Source organism: Aeromonas sp. DNRA1 (genome assembly GCF_963888745.1).
Taxonomy (GTDB): domain Bacteria; phylum Pseudomonadota; class Gammaproteobacteria; order Enterobacterales; family Aeromonadaceae; genus Aeromonas; species Aeromonas hydrophila.
This window is the reverse complement of sequence record NZ_CAWPKQ010000002.1, coordinates 365,015-383,767: the sequence shown is the minus strand read 5'-3', so window position 1 is coordinate 383,767 and position 18,753 is coordinate 365,015. Positions and strand designations below refer to the sequence as shown.

The following is an 18,753-nucleotide window of genomic DNA, read 5'->3' as shown; positions in this document are numbered from 1 at the left end:
ACAATGAAAGAGGCCACCCAAGGGTGGCCTCTTTTTGTTTCGATATCGGGTGGGCTCACGCCCTGGCGTCCGGCAACGGCTGCGGGCGCTGGATCTCCTGCTCCACCCAGTGCAGCAGTTGCTTGATGGCCCGCGACAGCACCTGATTCTGGCGCACCACATACCCCAAGCTGGTGCCGGGAAAGTCGGTGAGCCGGGTCACCGGAGCGGTCAGCTTGAGCCGCGGGTGAATGGAGAAGTCCGGCACTATGGCCACCCCGAAACCCGCCTCGGCCCAGTCGAGCTGGGCGTCCACGCTGCCCACCTCCATGATGCGGCAGCTGGGCAGGCCGAGCAGCGGCAAAGAGGGGTCGATGAGCGCCCGGGTACGGGTGTCATGCCCCAGCAGGATCAGGGTCGGCTCGTCGAGGGGATCGCTCTCCCCCGCCTTCGCCCGCGCCTGCCAGCGGGCGAGACCGTGGCCCAGCGCGCACCAGGTCACCTGTTGCAGCTCGGTGTAGAACAGCGGCTCGCTGCGCTTTTGCGCCATCACGAAGCCCAGATCCGCCTTGCCCGCCTTGACCAGCTCAGCTGCCTGATCCGAAGTGGTGTTGAACAGGGTGAGGTCGATGCCGGGGAACTCCTGCTTGAAGCGCTGAAAGGGCTGAATGAGCAACAGGCGCGAGATGATGTCGCTGGCAGCGATGGCCAGCGTCCCCTGACTCAACTGGTTAAGGGCGTTGAGATCGGACTGGCAGAGCTGCAGCTCGGCGATGGCGCGCTCGGCGCTTTGCAGCAGCCGCTCGCCAGCCTGGGTCAGCCGAAACGGGCTGCGCTCGATGAGTTTGACCCGGGTGGCCTGCTCCAGATTCTTGAGGTGCAGGCTCACATTGGGCTGGGTCATGTGCAGTTCGGTGGCGGTCTGGCCGAAGTGCTGCAGCCGGGCCAGGGTGACGAAGGTGTGCAGCCAGTGAATATCCAGCATGGGGATCCTCTTGTGCCGCCACGGCCGCACGGGCCCCTGAGGGGGATGTTGGCACGGCAGCGGGGCAGTTTGCCGATAAATTCACCGCAATTATATGACTTTCTTATCGGAATTATAAAGATAATTAATTTTTCTAATCCTCCTGAGCCTCCTAGGATGATCGCCTAACGTCTTAGGAGAAAGAGTCATGTCGTCTATCGTAGTCGTAGGTGCCAACTGGGGTGATGAAGGCAAAGGCCGCATCGTTGATTATCTGGCAGGCCAAGCAGGCGCCAGCATTCGCTTCCAGGGCGGCAACAACGCCGGCCATACCGTCGTCAACGACCTTGGCACCTTCAAGCTGCACCAGGTTCCGAGCGGTGTGTTCAACCCGGATTGCCTGGTCGTACTCGGCCCTGGCATGGTGATCAGCCCCGAGAAACTGACCGTCGAGCTGGACGAAGTGAAAGCCTCCGGCGTCACTCCCAAGCTGGCCATCTCTGATCGCGCCACCCTCTGTCTGCCGCTGCACGCCATGGAAGATACCCTGGAAGAGCAGCGCCTGGGCGACGGTGCCTACGGTTCCACCCGTCAGGGCATCGCGCCGGCCTACGGCGATCGCGTCATGAAGAAAGCGATCCTGGTTGGCTGGCTGAAGCAGCCGGAAGTACTGGTCGAGCGCATTCAATTCTTCCTCGACTGGAAACTGCCGCAGCTCAAAGCGCTCTACCCGACCTTCGAATTCAACCAGACCGCCCAGGAGATGGCCGACTGGCTGCTGGAAGTGTCCGCACCCTGGATCGACTCCGTCTGCAACGTCAGCATGCCGCTCAAAGCGCTGCAGGCCGAAGGCAAGACCCTGCTGTTCGAAGCCCAGCTGGGCGCCGGCCGTGACCTGATCTACGGCGAATACCCCTGGGTGACCTCCTCCCACGTTTCCGGCGCCTATGCCGGCATCGGTGGCGGCCTGCCGGGTCTGCGTCCCGAGCGCGTCATCGCTGTCGCCAAGGCGTTCAGCACCTCCGTCGGTACCGGCACCCTGCTGACCGCCATGGAGAACCAGGACGAGTTCCGCAAGATCGCCAACGAGTTCGGCGCCACCACCGGCCGTCCCCGTGACGTTGGCTACTTTGACGCCGTTGCCACCAAGAACGGTGTCGAGCTGCAGGCTGCCAACGAAGTGGCGCTGACCAAGCTGGACTGCCTGACCGGTCTGCCGGATCTGAAGATCTGCGTCGCCTACGAAGGTGCCCACACCGAGAACCCGATCTGGCCGCAAACTGCCGGTCTGAAGCCGGTTTACGAAGTGATGGAAAGCTGGAGCGAAGACATCACCGGCTGCCGCACCTTCGCCGAGCTGCCCAAAGCGGCTCAGCAGTACGTACTGCGCATCGAAGAGCTGCTGGGCGTACCGGTGCCGATGGTCTCCGTCGGCCCGGGCCGTGACGAGATGATCCTGCGCTAAGGCGCGCGATCAGCTGTCAACACAGTAAAAAACCGGCATCCAAGATGCCGGTTTTTTTTATGCCTGGCGTGCCACCGCTCTTTCGCTGCGCTCACCAGCAATCAACACAACGGCTCAGATCATGGCGGCAAGACGGCCACTTTGAGCGGTTTGGTCACTCACCTTCTCCCCCTCTTCGCTAGACTGATTCCATCATCCACCGAGGAGCCTCACCATGAAGATTGCCAAGCGAACCACCCTGCTCTCCCTGCTGTGCGTGGCGGCCCTGCCCGCCAGTGCCATGACCCTAAAGAGCAGCGACATCCACGAAGGCCAGCTGATGGACAAGGCCTTCAGCTTCAACGGCTTTGGCTGCAGCGGTGACAACCGCTCGCCCCAGCTGAGCTGGCAGGACCTGCCGGCCGGCACCAAGAGCGTCGCCATCACCGCCTATGACCCCGACGCGCCCACCGGCAGCGGCTGGTGGCACTGGCTGGTAGTGAACCTGCCGGCCAGTCAGAGCGAGCTGCCGAGCAACGCCTCCGGCAAGCTCAAGCAGGGGCTGGAGCTTAAGACCGACTTCGGCAGCCAGGGTTACGGCGGCCCCTGCCCGCCCGCCGGCCACGGCATGCACCGCTACCAGTTTACCGCCTGGGCCCTGCCCCAGGCCCTGGAGGTGAAGGCAGACACCCCGCCCGCCATGGTAGGCTACATGCTCAACAGCATGGCCCTTGGCAAGGCCACCCTGACCGCCACCTTCGTCACCCCCTAGGAGCCAGCCGGATGAGCACGCCGCTGCTGCAACTGCACCACTATCTCGGGATCCGCCAGCAGCCGCTGCACCGGGTGCTCATCTACGCCCCCACCATCATCTGGGTGGAGCAGGGTCACAAGCAGTTGTGGTGGCAGGAGAAGCGCCTGGCGTTCGACCAGGCGAGCTGGCTGCTGATCCCGGCCGGTCACCAGCTCACCTTCGTCAACCAGCCGGAGCAAGGCAAGTTTCGCTCCCGCGCGCTGACCCTGCTGACCCCGCCCCCCGTCGAATGGCTCGGCGCCGCCCAGGCCGGCCCGCTCAGGGAGCCGCGCCTCGCGGTCAGCCCGGCGCTGGCCTTCTGTTTCGAGCTGGTCTGCTCCATGGCGGATCGGCGGCTCAATGAGACCACTCAAGTCCAGCTGCTGCAGGGTTTTTATGCCGAGCTGCAGGCCGCCGGCGGGCTCGACCTGCTGTTTCCCGCCCACACCATGACCCTCGGTGAGCGGCTGGCCCGCTACCTTGGGGTGGAGCCGGGCGCCGACCACACTCTGGAGGGGGTAGCACCGCACTTCGCCATGAGCCGCGCCTCCATGGCGCGCAAGCTGGCCGCCGAGGGGCGCAGCTTTCGCCAGCTGCTGACCCAGGTGCGCATGAGCCACGCCCTCACCCTGCTGCAACAGGGGCTGGCACCGCTGGAGACGGCCCTCGTGTGTGGCTACGACTCCCCCAGCCGCTTTGCCGCCCGCTTCAAGCAGGAGTTCGGCCTGACCCCCTATCAATACCTGCGCACCTGCCCCTCCTCTCTCTCGCTGGCTGCCGCCAAACAAGTAAATAGTTACTAAAACATAAAGCTATGTAACCTCGTGTAACCGGGTGATCCGGCTCACACCTGCCCCTACTGCACTGTGACGCAGCGCCAATAATCCCGTCAAAATCACCCTATAATGGCTCTCGCAAACGCTTTCACTAAAACAAACACTAAAAAACACCTTCCTTAACCTACAAAAACTGTCATTGGAGCGAGAGATGTTTCGTAAAAGTTTACTATCCGTCACCCTGAGCGTCGCCCTGTTCGGCCTCACAGCCTGCAACGGCAATGACTCCAGCAGCCCGGCCGCCCCCAGCGCCACCCTGGCGAACCAGTATCAGAACGTGATCGACCGCAGCGGCACCCCGCTCCAGTTCCGTGACTTTGACAGCTACTCCAACCTCAAATACAACCCGCTGCTCGATCTCGGTGCCTGGCACGGCTTCCTGCTGCCCGCCAGCGACAGCGAATGGGGCGGCTTTACCGGCCCCATGGTCATCGCCGAGGAGTACAGCCTGTTCTTCGCAAGCGAATTGGACAAGCTGACCCTGAGCGACGAGAACGGCCGCGCCTTCCCGCTCACCAGCGCCAGCAAGCAGGCGCTGTACGCCATCCCGGGGGCGCTGGTGCAGCGCTTCGAATTCGAACCCTTCACTCTGGAGCTGGAGCTGCGCTATGGCGATGCCCGCACTGCGCTGGTTCGCACCCGCCTCATCAACCACTCTGACGCCCCCCTCACCCTCAAGCTCAACTGGCAGGGGGAGCTGCTCAACCAGTGGGATGCCAACAAGACGGTCGCCGAGCAGTACCCCGCCTGGACCCGCACCATCAGCCAGACCGAGCGCGGCGTGGCATTCCAGTTCGGCAAACTGCGCAGCACCTGGAACATCATGCAAAGCGGCAGCGCCAGCTACCGCATCGATCGCACCCTGCCCAGTCGCACCACCCTCGACGAGCAGGGGCTCGGCTACGTGAGCGAGGCCAGCCTCACCCTGGCCGCCAAGGGCCAGCAGGATATCTACACCCTGCAGAGCTATGTTCACAGCAGTGCTGAAGCGAGTCGTTTCGAGCAGAGCCGCCAGGCGCTGCTGGCCAACCCCGCCAGCCATTTCGACGACTCAATCCGCCGCTGGGAGGATTACCTGGCGCGCGGCCTCTCCAATCAGGGGATCCCGGAATCGGAGCGGCGCATCGCGGTCAAGGCGATGGAGACCCTCAACGGCAACTGGCGCTCGCCGGCCGGCGCCATCCTGCACGACGGGGTGACCCCCTCCAACACCGCCCGCTGGTTCGACGGGGTTTGGGCCTGGGACAGCTGGAAGCACGCCTATGCCATGGCCCACTTCAACCCGGAAGTGGCCAAGAACAACGTGCGCGCCATGTATGACTACCAGATCCAGGCCGATGACCCGGTCCGGCCGCAGGATGCCGGCATGGTGATCGACGCCGTCTTCTACAACAAGCTCGCCGATCGCGGTGGCGACGGCGGCAACTGGAACGAGCGCGACACCAAGCCGCCCCTCTCCGCCTGGGCCATCTGGGAGATCTACAGCGCCACCCAGGACAAGGCCTTCATCGCCGAGATGTATCCGAAGATCCAGGCCTATCACGACTGGTGGTATCGGGCGCGGGACAACAACCGCAACGGCATCATCGAATATGGCGCCACCCGCCACGTCGAGCACAACGACGAGTTCGGCAACATCACCTTCAAGGTGCAGTACCCGACGGGGGCACCAGTCGGGCTGGATCTGTCGAGCTGTTCCGATGAGGGAGATGGCTGGTATGGCTGCGCCGGCATGGCGCTCTATCAGCAGGTATTGAGCGTTGGCGGCTACGCCGACATGGATATCGGCGCCCAGCACGGCGCTGGTTGGGAATCCGGCATGGACAACGCCGCCCGCTTCGGCTTTATCGAGCCGGATCAGCTCAAGCGCTATGCCGACAAGACCTATGGCGGCGACATGGCCAAGGCGCGCCAGGACTGGAACGTCTTCTTCTTCGAAAACCATCAGGATGACGGCAGCCTCATCGGCTTCTCCATCGATCAGGAGTCGGTGGAGCTCAACGCCTTCCTCGCCAAGGAGAAACGCATCCTGGCCGACATGGCCGAACTGCTCGGCAAGCCGGACGAGGCGAGCCGCTATCGCGAAGGGGCGACCCAGCTGGCCGGCTATATCAACAGCTGCCTGTTCGATGAGGCCTCCGGCTTCTATTACGACCGCCAGATAGCCCAGGGGGATCTGCCCAACGCCAACGGCTGCGTCGGCAAGCTGTTGACCGCCCGCGGCCGTGGCCCGGAAGGGTGGAGCCCGCTCTGGGCCGAGGTGGCGGACAAGGAGAAGGCGGCGCGGGTACGCGAGGTGATGCTCAATGCCCAGGAGTTCAACACCAAGGTGCCGCTCGGCACGGCGGCGCTGACCAACCCGGCCTACGACCCTGACATCTACTGGCGCGGCCGGGTCTGGCTGGATCAGTTCTACTTCGGGGTGAAGGGATTGGAGAACTACGGCTATCGCAGTGATGCCCAACAGCTCGTCAACAAGCTGTTTAGCAATGCCGAGGGGCTGGCGGGCAGCGGCCCCATCCGCGAGAACTACAACCCGGAGACCGGCGCCATGCAGGGGGCCAGCAACTTCAGCTGGAGCTCGGCCCACCTCTACATGCTCTACCGCAACTTCCTGAAAACAGAGGGTTGATCCCTCTTTGCAGGAATGAGCCAACAAAAAGGCCTCCGCAAGGGAGGCCTTTCTTATGGCGGCACCGGAGATGGCGACTTACTTGACGGTCACCCGGGCAAACTTGCGCTTGCCGACCTGGTAGACGGCGGTACCGGCACCGATGAGTGCCTTGCCATCGTCCAGCTTCTCGCCATCAACCTTCACCGCGCCCTGCTTGATCATCCGCAGCGCTTCGGAGGTGGTGGCCACCAGATCGGCATCTTTCAGCAGGTTGGCAATGGCCAGCCCTTCGCCTTCCAGTGCCAGCTCGACTTCCGGCATTTCGTCCGGAATGGCGTTCTTGGAGAAGCGCTGGGTGAAATCTTCATGGGCCGCCTCGGCCGCCGCCTCGTCGTGATAACGGGCGATGATCTCCTTGGCCAGCCAGATCTTCACGTCGCGCGGGTTGAGGGTGCCGGCAGCGATACCTGCCTTGAACTCTTCGATTTCAGCCAGCGGACGGAAGGAGAGCAGCTCGTAGTAGTTCCACATCAGATCGTCGGTGATGGACATGATCTTGCCGAACATCTCGCCCGGGGCGTCGTGCACGCCGATGTAATTGGCAGCGGACTTGGACATCTTCTTGACGCCGTCCAGGCCTACCAGCAGCGGCATCATCAGCACGCACTGGGTCGCCATGCCGGCATCTTTTTGCAGCTCGCGGCCCATCAGCAGGTTGAACTTCTGATCGGTACCGCCGAGCTCGACGTCCGCCTTCAGCGCGACCGAGTCATAGCCTTGCAGCAGCGGATAGAGGAATTCGTGAATGGCGATGGACTGGCCGTTGCTGTAGCGCTTTTTGAAGTCGTCACGCTCCATCATGCGGGCCACGGTCTGCTTGGCCGCCAGCTTGATCATGCCGGTCGCGCCCAGCTCGCTCAGCCAGGTGGAGTTGTACTCGATGCGGGTCTTGGCGGGATCGAGGATCTTGAACGCCTGCTCGGCATAGGTGAGGGCGTTGTGCTTGATGGCCTCTTCGGAGAGCGGCGGACGGGTGGCGTTCTTGCCGGAGGGATCACCCACCATGGCGGTGAAGTCACCGATCAGCAGGATCACTTCATGGCCCAGATCCTGGAAGGTCTTCAGCTTGTTGAGGATCACGGTATGACCCAGATGAATGTCGGGAGCCGTCGGGTCCATCCCCAACTTGATACGCAGCGGGCGCCCTTCCTTCAACTTGGCGACCAGTTCTTCTTCCACCAGAATTTCTTCCGCTCCGCGCTTGATCTCGGCTAGCGCCACCTCGAGCTGGGACATTTTTTGACTCTCCAATCACGATTCCACAGGGCCAGACATATTACTGGAATGGCGGGCCAATTGGAAAGGCGGTAAACTCCGACATTCTTCCCGGCTCAACTTCGTCTGCTTCTCATGGTCATTTGGCACGCCTTCAACTCTCTCCCTCACTGGCACCGAAAAATGGTGCTGATCCTGAGCATCATGGTGATGATGCTGGCGGCCTGGCCGAGCGAACAGGCAGTCGCTACCCGGGTCGATGACAACGGCAACGAGCTGGCCATCGAGCAGCAGGTCGACGAGGAGGCGCTGCTGGCCGAAGCCAAGCCCGTCGCCCCGCCCAAGCCGAGCTACATCACCAAGCAGGTTAAGGTACGCAGCGGTGACAACATGGGGATCATCTTCCAGCGCCTCGGCCTCAGCACCACGGATCTGCACCTCATCGACCAGCTCGAGGGCACGGATACCCTGCGCCTGCTCAAGCCAGGCCAGGAGCTCACCTTCAAGCTCACCAAGGGCGGCGAGCTGCACAGCCTCTACTACCCCCACAGCCTGGAGCAGGCGCTCAAGGTGAGCCGCAAGGCCGACAGCTTCGTGGCCAGACCGGTCAAACTCGAACTCGACACCCGCGAGCAGGTGGCCAAGGGCGAGATCCGCTCCAGCTTCTGGGGCGCAGCCGTCGACGCCGGCATGACCGAGGATCAGATCATGGACTTGGCCGCCATCTTCGGCTGGGACATCGACTTCGCTCAGGACCTGCAGCCGGGCGACAGCTTCCGGGTGGTCTACGAAGAGAAGTACCAGGATGACGAGCGGGTTGCCTCCGGCGACATCCTGGCCGCCGAGTTCATCAACCAGGGCACCGCCTATCGCGCCGTGCTGAACGAGGATGGCAACTACTACACCCCGGATGGCAAGGCGATGCGCAAGAGCTTCCTGCGCGCACCGGTCAACTTCAAGTACATCAGCTCCAACTTCAATCCGCGCCGGCTGCACCCGGTCACCGGCAAGGTGCGCCCCCACAACGGCATCGACTACGTGGCGCCGGTGGGGACCCCCATCATGGCGGCGGGCGGCGGCAGCGTGGTGGCCGCCGGCTACAACCAGTTCAACGGCAACTACGTCTTTATCAAGCACGCTGGCAACTACGTGACCAAGTACCTGCACCTCTCCAAGCGCACCGTCAACAAGGGGCAGCGAGTGAAGCAGGGCCAGACCATCGGCCTGCTCGGCGGCACCGGCAGGGTCACCGGCCCACACCTGCACTATGAGTTCGTGGTGGGCGGCGTGCACAAGAACCCGCGCACCCTCAACCTGCCCCAGGCGGAGTCTCTCAGCGGGCGGGCGCTGGCCAACTTCAAGGCCCAGGCCATGCCCCAGCTGGCCAAGCTGGACAGCCCGGAGCTGCAGCTGGCACAGAACAAGCGGGCCAACGGCGGCAGCTGAACCACCATGCCAGAGACCCACAAGGAGCAGTCATGAACGAGCGTTATATAGGCTTGATGTCGGGCACCAGAATACGGCATGGGATCGAGGCCGCTCCCTCTCTCACGTGCGTTTTCCCGCTCTGCAAGTAAGGAAGCCCCATGACTGAACGCTATATAGGCTTGATGTCCGGTACCAGAATACGGCATGGGATCGAGGCCGCCCCCTCTCTCACGTACGTTTTCCCGCGCTGCAAGTAAGGAAGCCCCATGACTGAACGCTATATAGGCTTGATGTCCGGTACCAGAATACGGCATGGAATCGAGGCCGCTCCCTCTCTCACGTGCTTTTTCCCGACCTGCAAGTAAGGAAGCCCCATGACTGAACGCTATATAGGCTTGATGTCCGGTACCAGCATGGATGGTATCGACGCCGTGCTGGTGACGATGGATAGGGAAGCACTTCGAGTAGAGGCGGCGCTGTGCCACCCCTGGCCAGCGGAGACCGCCCACGAGCTGCACGCTCTCTGCACCCCGGGCGACAACGAGATCGACCGCATGGGGGTCGCCGACAACCTGGTCGCCCGCCAGTTTGCCGCCGCCACCCACGCCCTGCTGGCCAAAGCGGGGCTGACTCCCAAAGATATTCGCGCCCTCGGCAGCCACGGCCAGACCATCCGCCACCGCCCCCAGCTCGGCTTTACCCTGCAGATCGGCAACGCGGCCCTGCTGGCGGCGCTGACCGGCATCGATGTGGTGGCCGACTTTCGCACCATGGACATGGCCCTCGGCGGCCAGGGGGCGCCACTGGTGCCCGCCTTCCATCAGGCCTTCTTTGCCCGCCCCGGCGCCCTGCGGGTGGTGCTGAACCTCGGCGGCATCGCCAATATCTCGGTGCTGCCGGGCCAGGCGGATGGCGTCTATGGCTTTGATACCGGCCCGGCCAATACCCTGCTCGACGGCTGGTATCGCCGCCATCACCCCCAGGGAGCCGGTTACGATGCCGGCGGCCAGTGGGCGGCCAGCGGCCGGCTTATCCCTGCACTGCTGGAGCAGCTGCTGGCTCACCCCTACTTTGCCGCCCCCCACCCCAAGAGCACCGGGCGGGAGATGTTTACCCTCGACTGGCTCGATGGCGAGCTGGCCGGCCACGCCCATGCCCCGGCGGATGTGCAGCGCACCCTGCAGGCGCTCACCTGCCACAGCATCGCCCGCCAGCTGCCCACACTGGCGGATGCGCAGAGCCGGCCCGAGTTGTATGTCTGCGGCGGCGGCGCCCATAACACCCCGCTGCTGGCGGAGCTGGCCAGCCTGCTGTCCGGCTGGCGCATCGCCAACACGGCCGAGCTGGGGATCGCCCCCGACTGGATGGAAGGCGCGGCGTTTGCCTGGCTGGCGCAGCGCTTTATCCACCGCCAACCCGGCAACCTGCCCGCTGTCACCGGCGCTAGCCGCCCCGCTGTACTGGGTGCCCTCTATCCTGCCTGACCCAATAGAGCAGGGCCGTCACTCGACGGCCCTGCTGTTTCATTTCCTGCCTGTTCAGCGCTGCCAGCCCCTCTTGCAAAGGCGTGACACTATTGGCGGCTCACCGCCTCCAGCAGGGTAGTGGCGGCCAGCTTGCCGAGCGGATTGCCGGCCAGCGGGCTGTCACCGGTCAGCAGATTGCGATCCCGGCACACCTCCCCCGAGATGCCGCTGTTGACGATCTCAAACCCCATCCCCTTGAGCCGCTCGCCAAACTTCCAGGTGAGCCGGCCCGGCATATAACCGATCGCCGGCGTCTGCTCATCCAGCGCATCGGGGAAGGCGCAGATCCGGTAGCCGGCAAAGGTGTGCGGATTGGCTACCGCCAGCAAGGCCGCCGGCCCGTGGCAGAGGGTGATGATGAAACGCTCGTGGGCCATCGCCCACTCCAGCAGCGCCTTGACCTCGGCGCTCTCGGGCAGCCCCAGCAGGGCGCCGTGCCCGCCGGGAATGAACACGCCGAGGTAGTCCGAATCGGGGGCCTGCACTTGCGCCAGCAGATCCGCCAGTTTGGCGGGCTGGCGAAACTGCCCCTGGTATTTGCCATAGAGCCCCACCACCGCCTCATCCTCCGTCGGCATGGCCCACCACTCGAACTTGACCGGATTGCCCGACAGGGTGGCCACTTCAAAGGCAAAGCCCGCCTTGTCGAGGTGATACATCGGCAGCAGGGTTTCCACCGGGTGGTTGCCGGTAGAGAACAGGGTGCCGTTGTCGGTGGGCAGATAGCGCTCGTCGGCCCCGATCAGCAGGATCTTCCAGCGGCCACCGCGATAGGGGGCGGGATAGTCGGCCCCCGCCAGATCCGACTTGCGCGAAGTGAACTGGCTCAATGAATAGGGGGAAGGGAAAAAGGCATTCTGCTCCGCCGGATCCGGGGTCGGTTGCTTGTCGTCAATCAGCTTCTCGGTCATGGGACTCTCTCCATCATGGGTTGACTCGCTCTCACAGTATTGACTGCCAGGGGCCGGGTAAATGCGCAGCGCCCTTCCCTCTGACAGGTTGCTGACGTACGGCGCCCGCGCTGCCAGGTCCAGTTCGCAGCGCTGAAAATATATGGCATATGCCGAGTGGAGTCCTGCCCGCCTGGTTGCCGCATCCGGCAGTGAACAGCCCCCCTCATTTCCATCCTCATCCTGCCACTCCAGCTTATTGCCATGCAGATGGGCTGAATGTTATTTCAATGGCTCTCTTGCGGCTCACTTCAGGCATATTTTTGGCCTTCTGAAAAGCCCTTCACCAGGCCGAAAAATAAATAGCTATGCAAAACCGGGATAATATCCTGCAAGTTGGTCAGAATCATTAACCTGGAATTTACAGCTGGTAACCTGAATCGGCGCCAATAAAGGCGCCATCAGCCGCCTGCATGGAAAAAAGTGGGAGCGCCATCACCTTTATTGGTCATTCTGGTCATGCATTGAATAGCAAAGTGAATATATTTCACTCTGTTGAGCCACCTCATAGAAACCGGATCCCGGTTTGCATCCGCTGGCGAACGCCCCCTAGAATCCTCCCGTCTGAATCATCAAGCCGATTTATTTCTCCCTTATCCGTTTGCACGCGCCGGCGGCACAGACACAAGGCTTTACACAGTGATGACCATGGTCCCTTGCCCCGTCGCCCTGCGGCGGGAACGGGCAACTGTTGCCGCCATCATGGGTATCGCCCTGCGTGACGCATTCGGCCAGGGAAGAACAACGCGGCCTGACCCTACATCAAAAACGAAAAAGGAGTATCGCCATGAGTGGTACCATCATCAAGTCAGCCAGAAATACCGCCAGTGCACCGCAGAATCTGAGCCCCAGCACCCAGAGCGTGGCGTTCTCCCACTACAACAATATCTCCGCCCAGCTGCCGGTCGACCCGAAAACGGGCGCGCTGGTCGCAGGGGATATCAAGGCGCAGGCCAGACAGTGCCTCACCAATATCAAGGCCATCGTCGAGAGCATCGATCATGTGATGGATGACGTGGTCAAAATCACGGTGTTTCTCAAAGAGATTGCCGATCTCGACGCGGTCAACGCCGTCTATGGCGAGTTCTTCCCCCACCTGCTGCCGACCCGCACCGTGCTGGCGGTGGCCGGTCTGCCGCTCGGCGCCGCCGTGCAGATGGACGCGCTCATCTCCAACGGTGAAGGCACCTTCCCGCAGGCCCCCTGCCCCCTGCTGAAGCTCTCCCGCAACAGCGACAAGGCGCCGCAGGATCCGCTCTCGACCCACACCGTCGCCTTCTCCCACTACAACAATATCGGTGCCCAGCTACCGGTCGATGCCGCGTCGGGCCAGCTGGTCGCCGGTGGCATCCAGCAGCAGGCTGGCCAGTGCCTGCGCAATATCAAGCACGTGCTGGAGAGCATCGATGTGCCGTTTGACGATATCGTCAAGGTCACCGTCTATCTGACTGATCTGGCCGATCTGGACGCCGTCAACGAGGTCTACACCACCTTCTTCCCGGACTCCGCCATTGCCCGTGCTGTCGCCTACCTGCCAGCCCGCAGCGTGATCGTGGCCTCCGCCCTGCCGCTGGGCGCCCGGGTGCAGATGGATGCGGTCATCTCCCACGGTGACGGCACCCCGCCGCAGCTGGTGGAAGACAGACACAATCTGGTGATCAGCGCCCGCAATACCGACAAGGCACCGCGCAGCCCGCTGCACACCCAGACCGTCGCCTTCTCCCACTACAACCATATCGCCGGCCAGTTGCCGGTTGATCTGGCCACAGGCAAGATCCTGACCGGTTGTGTCAAGGAGCAGACCGCCCAGTGCCTCGCCCATATCAAGACCATCGTCGAGAGCATCGGCCACGTGATGGACGATATCGTCAAGGTCAATATCCAGGTGAAGAACATCGCGGATCTGGCGGACGTGGATGCCATCTACACCAAATACTTCCCGGCCTATCTGCCCGCCCGCACCGTGATTGGTGTGAGCGAGCTGCCTGCCGGCGCCCTGGTGCAGATTGATGCGGTGATGTCCAATGCGGAAAGCACCCCGCCGCAGGCATAAGACATGCCCTGAATAATAAAAAGAGACCGGCTATATGCCGGTCTCTTGTTTGGTAACAGGAAGGGATATTATTTTTATGACATCGATATAAAGAACGCGAATGTCCGATTACGCTTCGCTAATCGAACCTACAGACTTTCTTGACTTATTTGACCACGACCTAACTTTTCTACGTTCTTTTTCAACCAATCTTGAACGCCACATTAAATCTGACAGTAATATTGCTATAGCAAAATTAAAGCGCATTCTTGGTGTTGAATTTGACTCCAGCTCATCTGGGCCACACCAAGGTAACTGGCTCACAAGATTTAGTACCTTACCAGAACATAAATCAACACCTCTCCAACTATGACCGAACTCATTTCTAATCTTACGGATTATAGTTATCTCATGATACTCACTTTCTTCAATAAGACCGAGCGCATGAGCAGCAGTTACCTTGGCGGCAAACGTTCCAAGTGGTGCATTGAAACCACTAACAAGTTCACTACCTGATTTGTTTTTAACAAAAAATGACTCAAGAATATTTTTCAACCAGTCATCTAACACTGCAGCCGCATTAAGCACAGCCCCTCTGTCACTCTCTTTATTGAACTCCAACAGAAATTCAGATAGCTCAATGATTTCTGTTTCTGTCTGCATAAAACGCCCCTGGTTAACCCTTGAATCAGATAAACATTTTTAACATTAATAGCTAAATAAAACGCCCCCCATCTTGCGATGGAGGGCGTTTGTTGTTCCGACTATTGAGCCAAAGAGGCTCAATTGTCAGCTATTACAGGGATTCAGCGGTCGCAACCACGTTTTCCACGGTAAAGCCGAATTCCTTGAACAGCAGCTCGGCCGGTGCAGACTCACCGAAGGTGGTCATACCGATGATCTTGCCGCCGAAACCGACGTACTTGTACCAGTAGTCGGCGATGCCGGCTTCGATGGCCACACGTTTGGTGACGGAGGCCGGCAGGACAGACTCTTTGTACTCGGCAGACTGGGCGTCGAACACGTCGGTGGCCGGCATGGAGACCACGCGCACGGCACGACCCTTGGCAGTCAGCTGCTCATAGGCGGCAACGGCCAGTTCCACTTCGGAACCGGTGGCGATCAGGATCAGCTCAGGCTTGCCAGCGCAATCCTTCAGCACGTAGCCACCCTTGGCGGTGTCGGCCAGCTGCTGGGCGCTGCGGTCCATCTGGGCCAGGTTCTGACGAGAGAAGATCAGCGCAGTCGGGCCGTCGGTACGCTCGATGGCGTGCTTCCAGGCGATAGCGGATTCAACCTGGTCACACGGACGCCAGGTGCTCATGTTCGGGGTCAGACGCAGAGAGGCGATCTGCTCGACCGGCTGGTGAGTCGGGCCATCTTCACCCAGACCGATGGAGTCGTGGGTGTAAACGAAGATGGCGCGCTGCTTCATCAGGGCGGCCATGCGCAGGGCGTTGCGAGCGTACTCCATGAACATCAGGAAGGTGGCGCCGTAGGGGATGAAACCACCGTGCAGGGCGATACCGTTCATGATGGCGGACATGCCGAACTCGCGGACACCGTAGTGGATGTAGTTGCCGGAGGCATCGTCATTGGTCAGGGATTTGGAGCCGGACCACATGGTCAGGTTGGACGGCGCCAGGTCGGCAGAGCCACCCATGAACTCCGGCAGCAGCTTGCCGAAGGCTTCCAGCGAGTTCTGGGAGGCTTTGCGGGTTGCGATCTTGGCCGGGTTGGCTTGCAGGGTTTCGATGATCTTGGCAGATTCAGCGGCCCAGTTGGCCGGCAGCTCGCCAGCGGTACGGCGCTTGAATTCGGCAGCCAGGGTCGGGTGAGCGGCTTCATAGGCGGCGAACTTGGCAGTCCAGTCGGCTTCCAGTTTGGCGCCCTTCTCCTGACCGTTCCACTCGGCAGCGATGTCGGACGGAATAACGAACGGCGCGTGGTCCCACTTCAGGAAGGCACGGGCGGCGGCGATCTCGTCATTGCCCAGCGGTGAACCGTGGCAGTCGTGGGAGCCGGACTTGTTCGGGGAACCGTAACCGATGATGGTGCGGCAGCAGATTAAGGAAGGCTTGCCGGTCTCGACCTTGGCGGCTTCGATGGCAGCGTTGATCGCTTCCGGGCTGTGGCCGTCAACAGCCGGGATTACGTGCCAGCCGTAAGCTTCGAAACGCTTGACGGTGTCGTCGGTGAACCAGCCTTCCACGTGACCGTCGATGGAGATGCCGTTGTCATCCCAGAACGCGATCAGTTTGCCCAGTTGCAGGGTACCGGCCAGGGAGCAGGCTTCGTGGGAGATACCTTCCATCAGGCAGCCGTCGCCCATGAAGGCGTAGGTGTAGTGGTCGACGATGTCGTGACCCGGCTGGTTGAACTGCTCGGCCATGGCCTTCTCGGCGATCGCCATGCCGACGGCATTGGTGATGCCCTGACCCAGCGGACCGGTAGTGGTTTCAACGCCCGGCGCGTAACCGTACTCCGGGTGACCCGGGGTGCGAGAGTGCAGCTGGCGGAAGTTTTTCAGATCGTCGATGGAGAGGTCATAACCGGAGAGGTGCAGCAGGGAGTACAGCAGCATGGAGCCGTGGCCGTTGGAGAGAATGAAACGGTCGCGGTCGGCCCACTTGGGGTTGTTCGGGTTATGTTTGAGGTGGCTGCGCCACAACACTTCGGCGATATCCGCCATTCCCATGGGGGCGCCCGGGTGACCGGAGTTGGCTTTTTGAACGGCATCCATACTCAATGCGCGAATGGCATTGGCAAGCTCTTTACGAGAAGGCATCTGTATCTCCTGCGATTGCTTCATTTGATGGCCAAGATTAAGGCGCGTTATTGTCCCAGCAGGGGGCGCGGCGTGCAAATATTATCTGGGCGAATAAAGTGGCTTTGGGAGCTCAATCGCTTTTCTTGACGGGGCAAACGATTGAGTCGTAACCGCTTTACACCCCAAATGGGGTAAAGCGCGGATCTTGTTCGGCCAAGGGGCGGTAAAACCAAAATAGTGCTGGCAATCGAGGGGGGCGCTAACTAAAATGGACGTCCAGATGTAGATACCTCTACAATCATCCTATCATCACCCGGTTATTGCTGCGGCGATAACCCCAGACAAGCTGAGAATCCCATCATGGCAAAGCTGTTTACTTCCGAGTCGGTCTCCGAAGGCCATCCCGACAAGATTGCGGACCAGATCTCCGATGCGGTCCTGGACGCCATCCTCAAGCAAGACACCAAGGCCCGTGTCGCCTGCGAGACCCTGGTCAAGACCGGCATGGTCATGGTGGCCGGTGAAGTAACCACCACCGCCTGGGTAGACATCGAGCAGATCGTGCGCGACACCGTGCGCGACATCGGCTACACCCACTCCGACATGGGCTTCGATGCCGACTCCTGCGCCGTGCTGAACGCCATCGGCAAGCAGTCCCCGGACATCAACCAGGGCGTTGACCGCAGCGATCCGCTGGAACAGGGTGCGGGCGACCAGGGCCTGATGTTCGGCTACGCCACCAACGAAACCGACGTGCTGATGCCGGCCCCCATCACCTACTCTCACCTGCTGGTGAAGCGTCAGGCTGAAGTGCGCAAGAACGGCACCCTGCCGTGGCTGCGTCCGGATGCCAAGAGCCAGCTGACCTTCGCCTACGACGACGCCGGCAAGATCATCGGTGTGGATGCCGTGGTGCTCTCTACCCAGCACGCCGAATCCATCAGCCACAAGGATCTGGTTGAAGCGGTACGCGAAGAGATCATCAAGCCGGTGCTGCCGGCCGAGTGGGTCAACAAGGACACCAAGTACTTCATCAACCCGACCGGCCGTTTCGTTATCGGCGGCCCGATGGGCGACTGCGGTCTGACCGGTCGCAAGATCATCGTCGACACCTACGGCGGTATGGCCCGTCACGGTGGTGGCGCCTTCTCCGGCAAGGATCCGTCCAAGGTTGACCGCTCCGCTGCCTACGCCGCCCGCTACGTGGCCAAGAACATCGTCGCCGCCGGTCTGGCGGACCGCTGCGAAATCCAGATCTCCTACGCCATCGGCGTGGCCGAGCCGACCTCCATCAGCGTCGAAACCTTCGGCACTGCCAAGGTGGCCGAGGATCTGCTGGTCAAGCTGGTACGCGAGCACTTCGAACTGCGTCCGTACGGCCTGATCCAGATGCTGGATCTGAAGCGTCCGATCTACCAGGCCACTGCCGCCTACGGTCACTTCGGTCGCAACGAGTTCCCGTGGGAGCAGACCGACAAGGCCGAACTGCTGCGTTCCGCCGCCGGTCTGTAAGCATCACGCTTGTGGTATAAAGGGGAGCCTGGCTCCCCTTTTGCTTGTCCGCCATTTGCCGAGAACCCGATGTCCGTCACCGCTACCCGCCTCGATCCCGCCCTGCACGATCAGTTGCTCGCCCGCGTCGACGCCTGTTTTGTGCAGGCCGAAGCGCGCCTTGGCCGCACCTTCCCCCGCCCGCAAGTCCATTGCAACATGCGCGGCCGGGCGGCAGGGTCGGCGCGGCTGCAAACCTGGGAGCTGCGCTTCAACCCGGCCCTCTACCAGGCCAACCAGCAGGCGTTTCTGGCCGAGGTAGTGCCCCATGAGGTGGCCCACCTGCTGGTTTATGCCCTTTGGGGTGAACATAGCGGCGATGGGCGCGGCAGATCGCGGGTGCTGCCTCACGGCCGCCAGTGGCAATCGGTGATGCGGGAGGTGTTCGGCCTTGAGCCCAGAACCACCCACAGCTTCGATCTGGCGGTACTGGCGCAGCCGACCATCCCCTATCGCTGCCTCTGCCAGCAGCATCAGCTGTCGGTGCGCCGCCACAACAAGGTGGTGCGCGGCGAGGCTCGCTACCACTGCCGCCGCTGCAAGCAGCCGCTGGAACGGGTTGGCTCGTCGCAGTAAGCCAGCCGGTGTCGC

General features: G+C 61.8%; 14 protein-coding genes. 9 read left to right on the top strand and 5 right to left on the bottom strand.

The window, feature by feature from the left end:
* Positions 1 to 55: 55 nt before the first annotated feature.
* Positions 56 to 964 (bottom strand): LysR family transcriptional regulator, encoded by a 909-nt coding sequence (locus AACQ43_RS07820; protein ID WP_011706900.1) that lies wholly within the window; start codon positions 962 to 964, stop codon positions 56 to 58.
* Between the two features lie 187 nt (positions 965 to 1,151).
* Here AACQ43_RS07820 and AACQ43_RS07815 point away from each other — a divergent pair, with 187 nt between their 5' ends.
* The 4 genes from AACQ43_RS07815 (at position 1,152) to ygjK (ending at position 6,648) form a co-directional block, all read left to right on the top strand.
* Entirely contained in the window at positions 1,152 to 2,408 is a 1,257-nt protein-coding gene (locus tag AACQ43_RS07815) for an adenylosuccinate synthetase (protein ID WP_005303296.1), read from the top strand.
* Between the two features lie 214 nt (positions 2,409 to 2,622).
* Positions 2,623 to 3,159, top strand: a complete 537-nt coding sequence (locus AACQ43_RS07810) for a YbhB/YbcL family Raf kinase inhibitor-like protein (RefSeq protein ID WP_041216398.1) — start codon at positions 2,623 to 2,625, stop codon at positions 3,157 to 3,159.
* A gap of 11 nt (positions 3,160 to 3,170) precedes the next feature.
* Positions 3,171 to 3,983, top strand: coding sequence for a helix-turn-helix transcriptional regulator (locus AACQ43_RS07805; RefSeq protein ID WP_168966813.1), 813 nt, complete (start codon positions 3,171 to 3,173; stop codon positions 3,981 to 3,983).
* A gap of 184 nt (positions 3,984 to 4,167) precedes the next feature.
* Positions 4,168 to 6,648, top strand: a complete 2,481-nt coding sequence (ygjK, locus tag AACQ43_RS07800) for an alpha-glucosidase (RefSeq protein WP_168966811.1) — start codon at positions 4,168 to 4,170, stop codon at positions 6,646 to 6,648.
* A gap of 78 nt (positions 6,649 to 6,726) precedes the next feature.
* Here ygjK and tyrS read toward each other — a convergent pair whose 3' ends face one another.
* Positions 6,727 to 7,926 (bottom strand): tyrosine--tRNA ligase, encoded by a 1,200-nt coding sequence (gene tyrS, locus AACQ43_RS07795; protein WP_005303305.1) that lies wholly within the window; start codon positions 7,924 to 7,926, stop codon positions 6,727 to 6,729.
* Between the two features lie 114 nt (positions 7,927 to 8,040).
* Here tyrS and AACQ43_RS07790 point away from each other — a divergent pair, with 114 nt between their 5' ends.
* Together AACQ43_RS07790 and AACQ43_RS07785 are read left to right on the top strand one after the other, a co-directional pair.
* On the top strand, positions 8,041 to 9,351 hold the full coding sequence (locus tag AACQ43_RS07790; RefSeq protein ID WP_168966809.1) for a peptidoglycan DD-metalloendopeptidase family protein: 1,311 nt from the start codon (positions 8,041 to 8,043) through the stop codon (positions 9,349 to 9,351).
* Positions 9,352 to 9,707: 356 nt separating this feature from the next.
* Positions 9,708 to 10,817, top strand: coding sequence for an anhydro-N-acetylmuramic acid kinase (locus AACQ43_RS07785; RefSeq protein ID WP_168966808.1), 1,110 nt, complete (start codon positions 9,708 to 9,710; stop codon positions 10,815 to 10,817).
* An 89-nt stretch (positions 10,818 to 10,906) separates the two neighbouring features.
* Here AACQ43_RS07785 and hchA read toward each other — a convergent pair whose 3' ends face one another.
* Positions 10,907 to 11,770, bottom strand: coding sequence for a glyoxalase III HchA (gene hchA / locus AACQ43_RS07780; protein WP_077096077.1), 864 nt, complete (start codon positions 11,768 to 11,770; stop codon positions 10,907 to 10,909).
* Positions 11,771 to 12,596: 826 nt separating this feature from the next.
* On the opposite strand from hchA, the gene AACQ43_RS07775 reads away from it, so the two are divergent.
* The gene (locus AACQ43_RS07775) at positions 12,597 to 13,862 is read left to right on the top strand and encodes a RidA family protein (protein ID WP_168966807.1); all 1,266 of its coding nucleotides are present in this window, start codon (positions 12,597 to 12,599) and stop codon (positions 13,860 to 13,862) included.
* Between the two features lie 108 nt (positions 13,863 to 13,970).
* Here the strand turns inward: AACQ43_RS07775 and AACQ43_RS07770 are convergent, their stop codons facing one another.
* Together AACQ43_RS07770 and tkt are read right to left on the bottom strand one after the other, a co-directional pair.
* Positions 13,971 to 14,504 carry a transcriptional regulator gene (locus AACQ43_RS07770; RefSeq protein ID WP_168966805.1) on the bottom strand — a complete coding sequence of 178 codons (534 nt, stop codon included), beginning with the start codon at positions 14,502 to 14,504 and terminating at the stop codon, positions 13,971 to 13,973.
* Positions 14,505 to 14,637: 133 nt separating this feature from the next.
* Positions 14,638 to 16,629, bottom strand: a complete 1,992-nt coding sequence (gene tkt / locus AACQ43_RS07765; RefSeq protein WP_168966803.1) for a transketolase — start codon at positions 16,627 to 16,629, stop codon at positions 14,638 to 14,640.
* A 342-nt stretch (positions 16,630 to 16,971) separates the two neighbouring features.
* Between tkt and metK the strand changes: the two genes are divergently transcribed.
* Positions 16,972 to 18,123 (top strand): methionine adenosyltransferase, encoded by a 1,152-nt coding sequence (gene metK, locus AACQ43_RS07760; RefSeq protein WP_011706910.1) that lies wholly within the window; start codon positions 16,972 to 16,974, stop codon positions 18,121 to 18,123.
* A 69-nt stretch (positions 18,124 to 18,192) separates the two neighbouring features.
* Positions 18,193 to 18,738, top strand: a complete 546-nt coding sequence (locus tag AACQ43_RS07755; RefSeq protein WP_168966801.1) for a SprT family zinc-dependent metalloprotease — start codon at positions 18,193 to 18,195, stop codon at positions 18,736 to 18,738.
* Positions 18,739 to 18,753 lie beyond the last annotated feature (15 nt).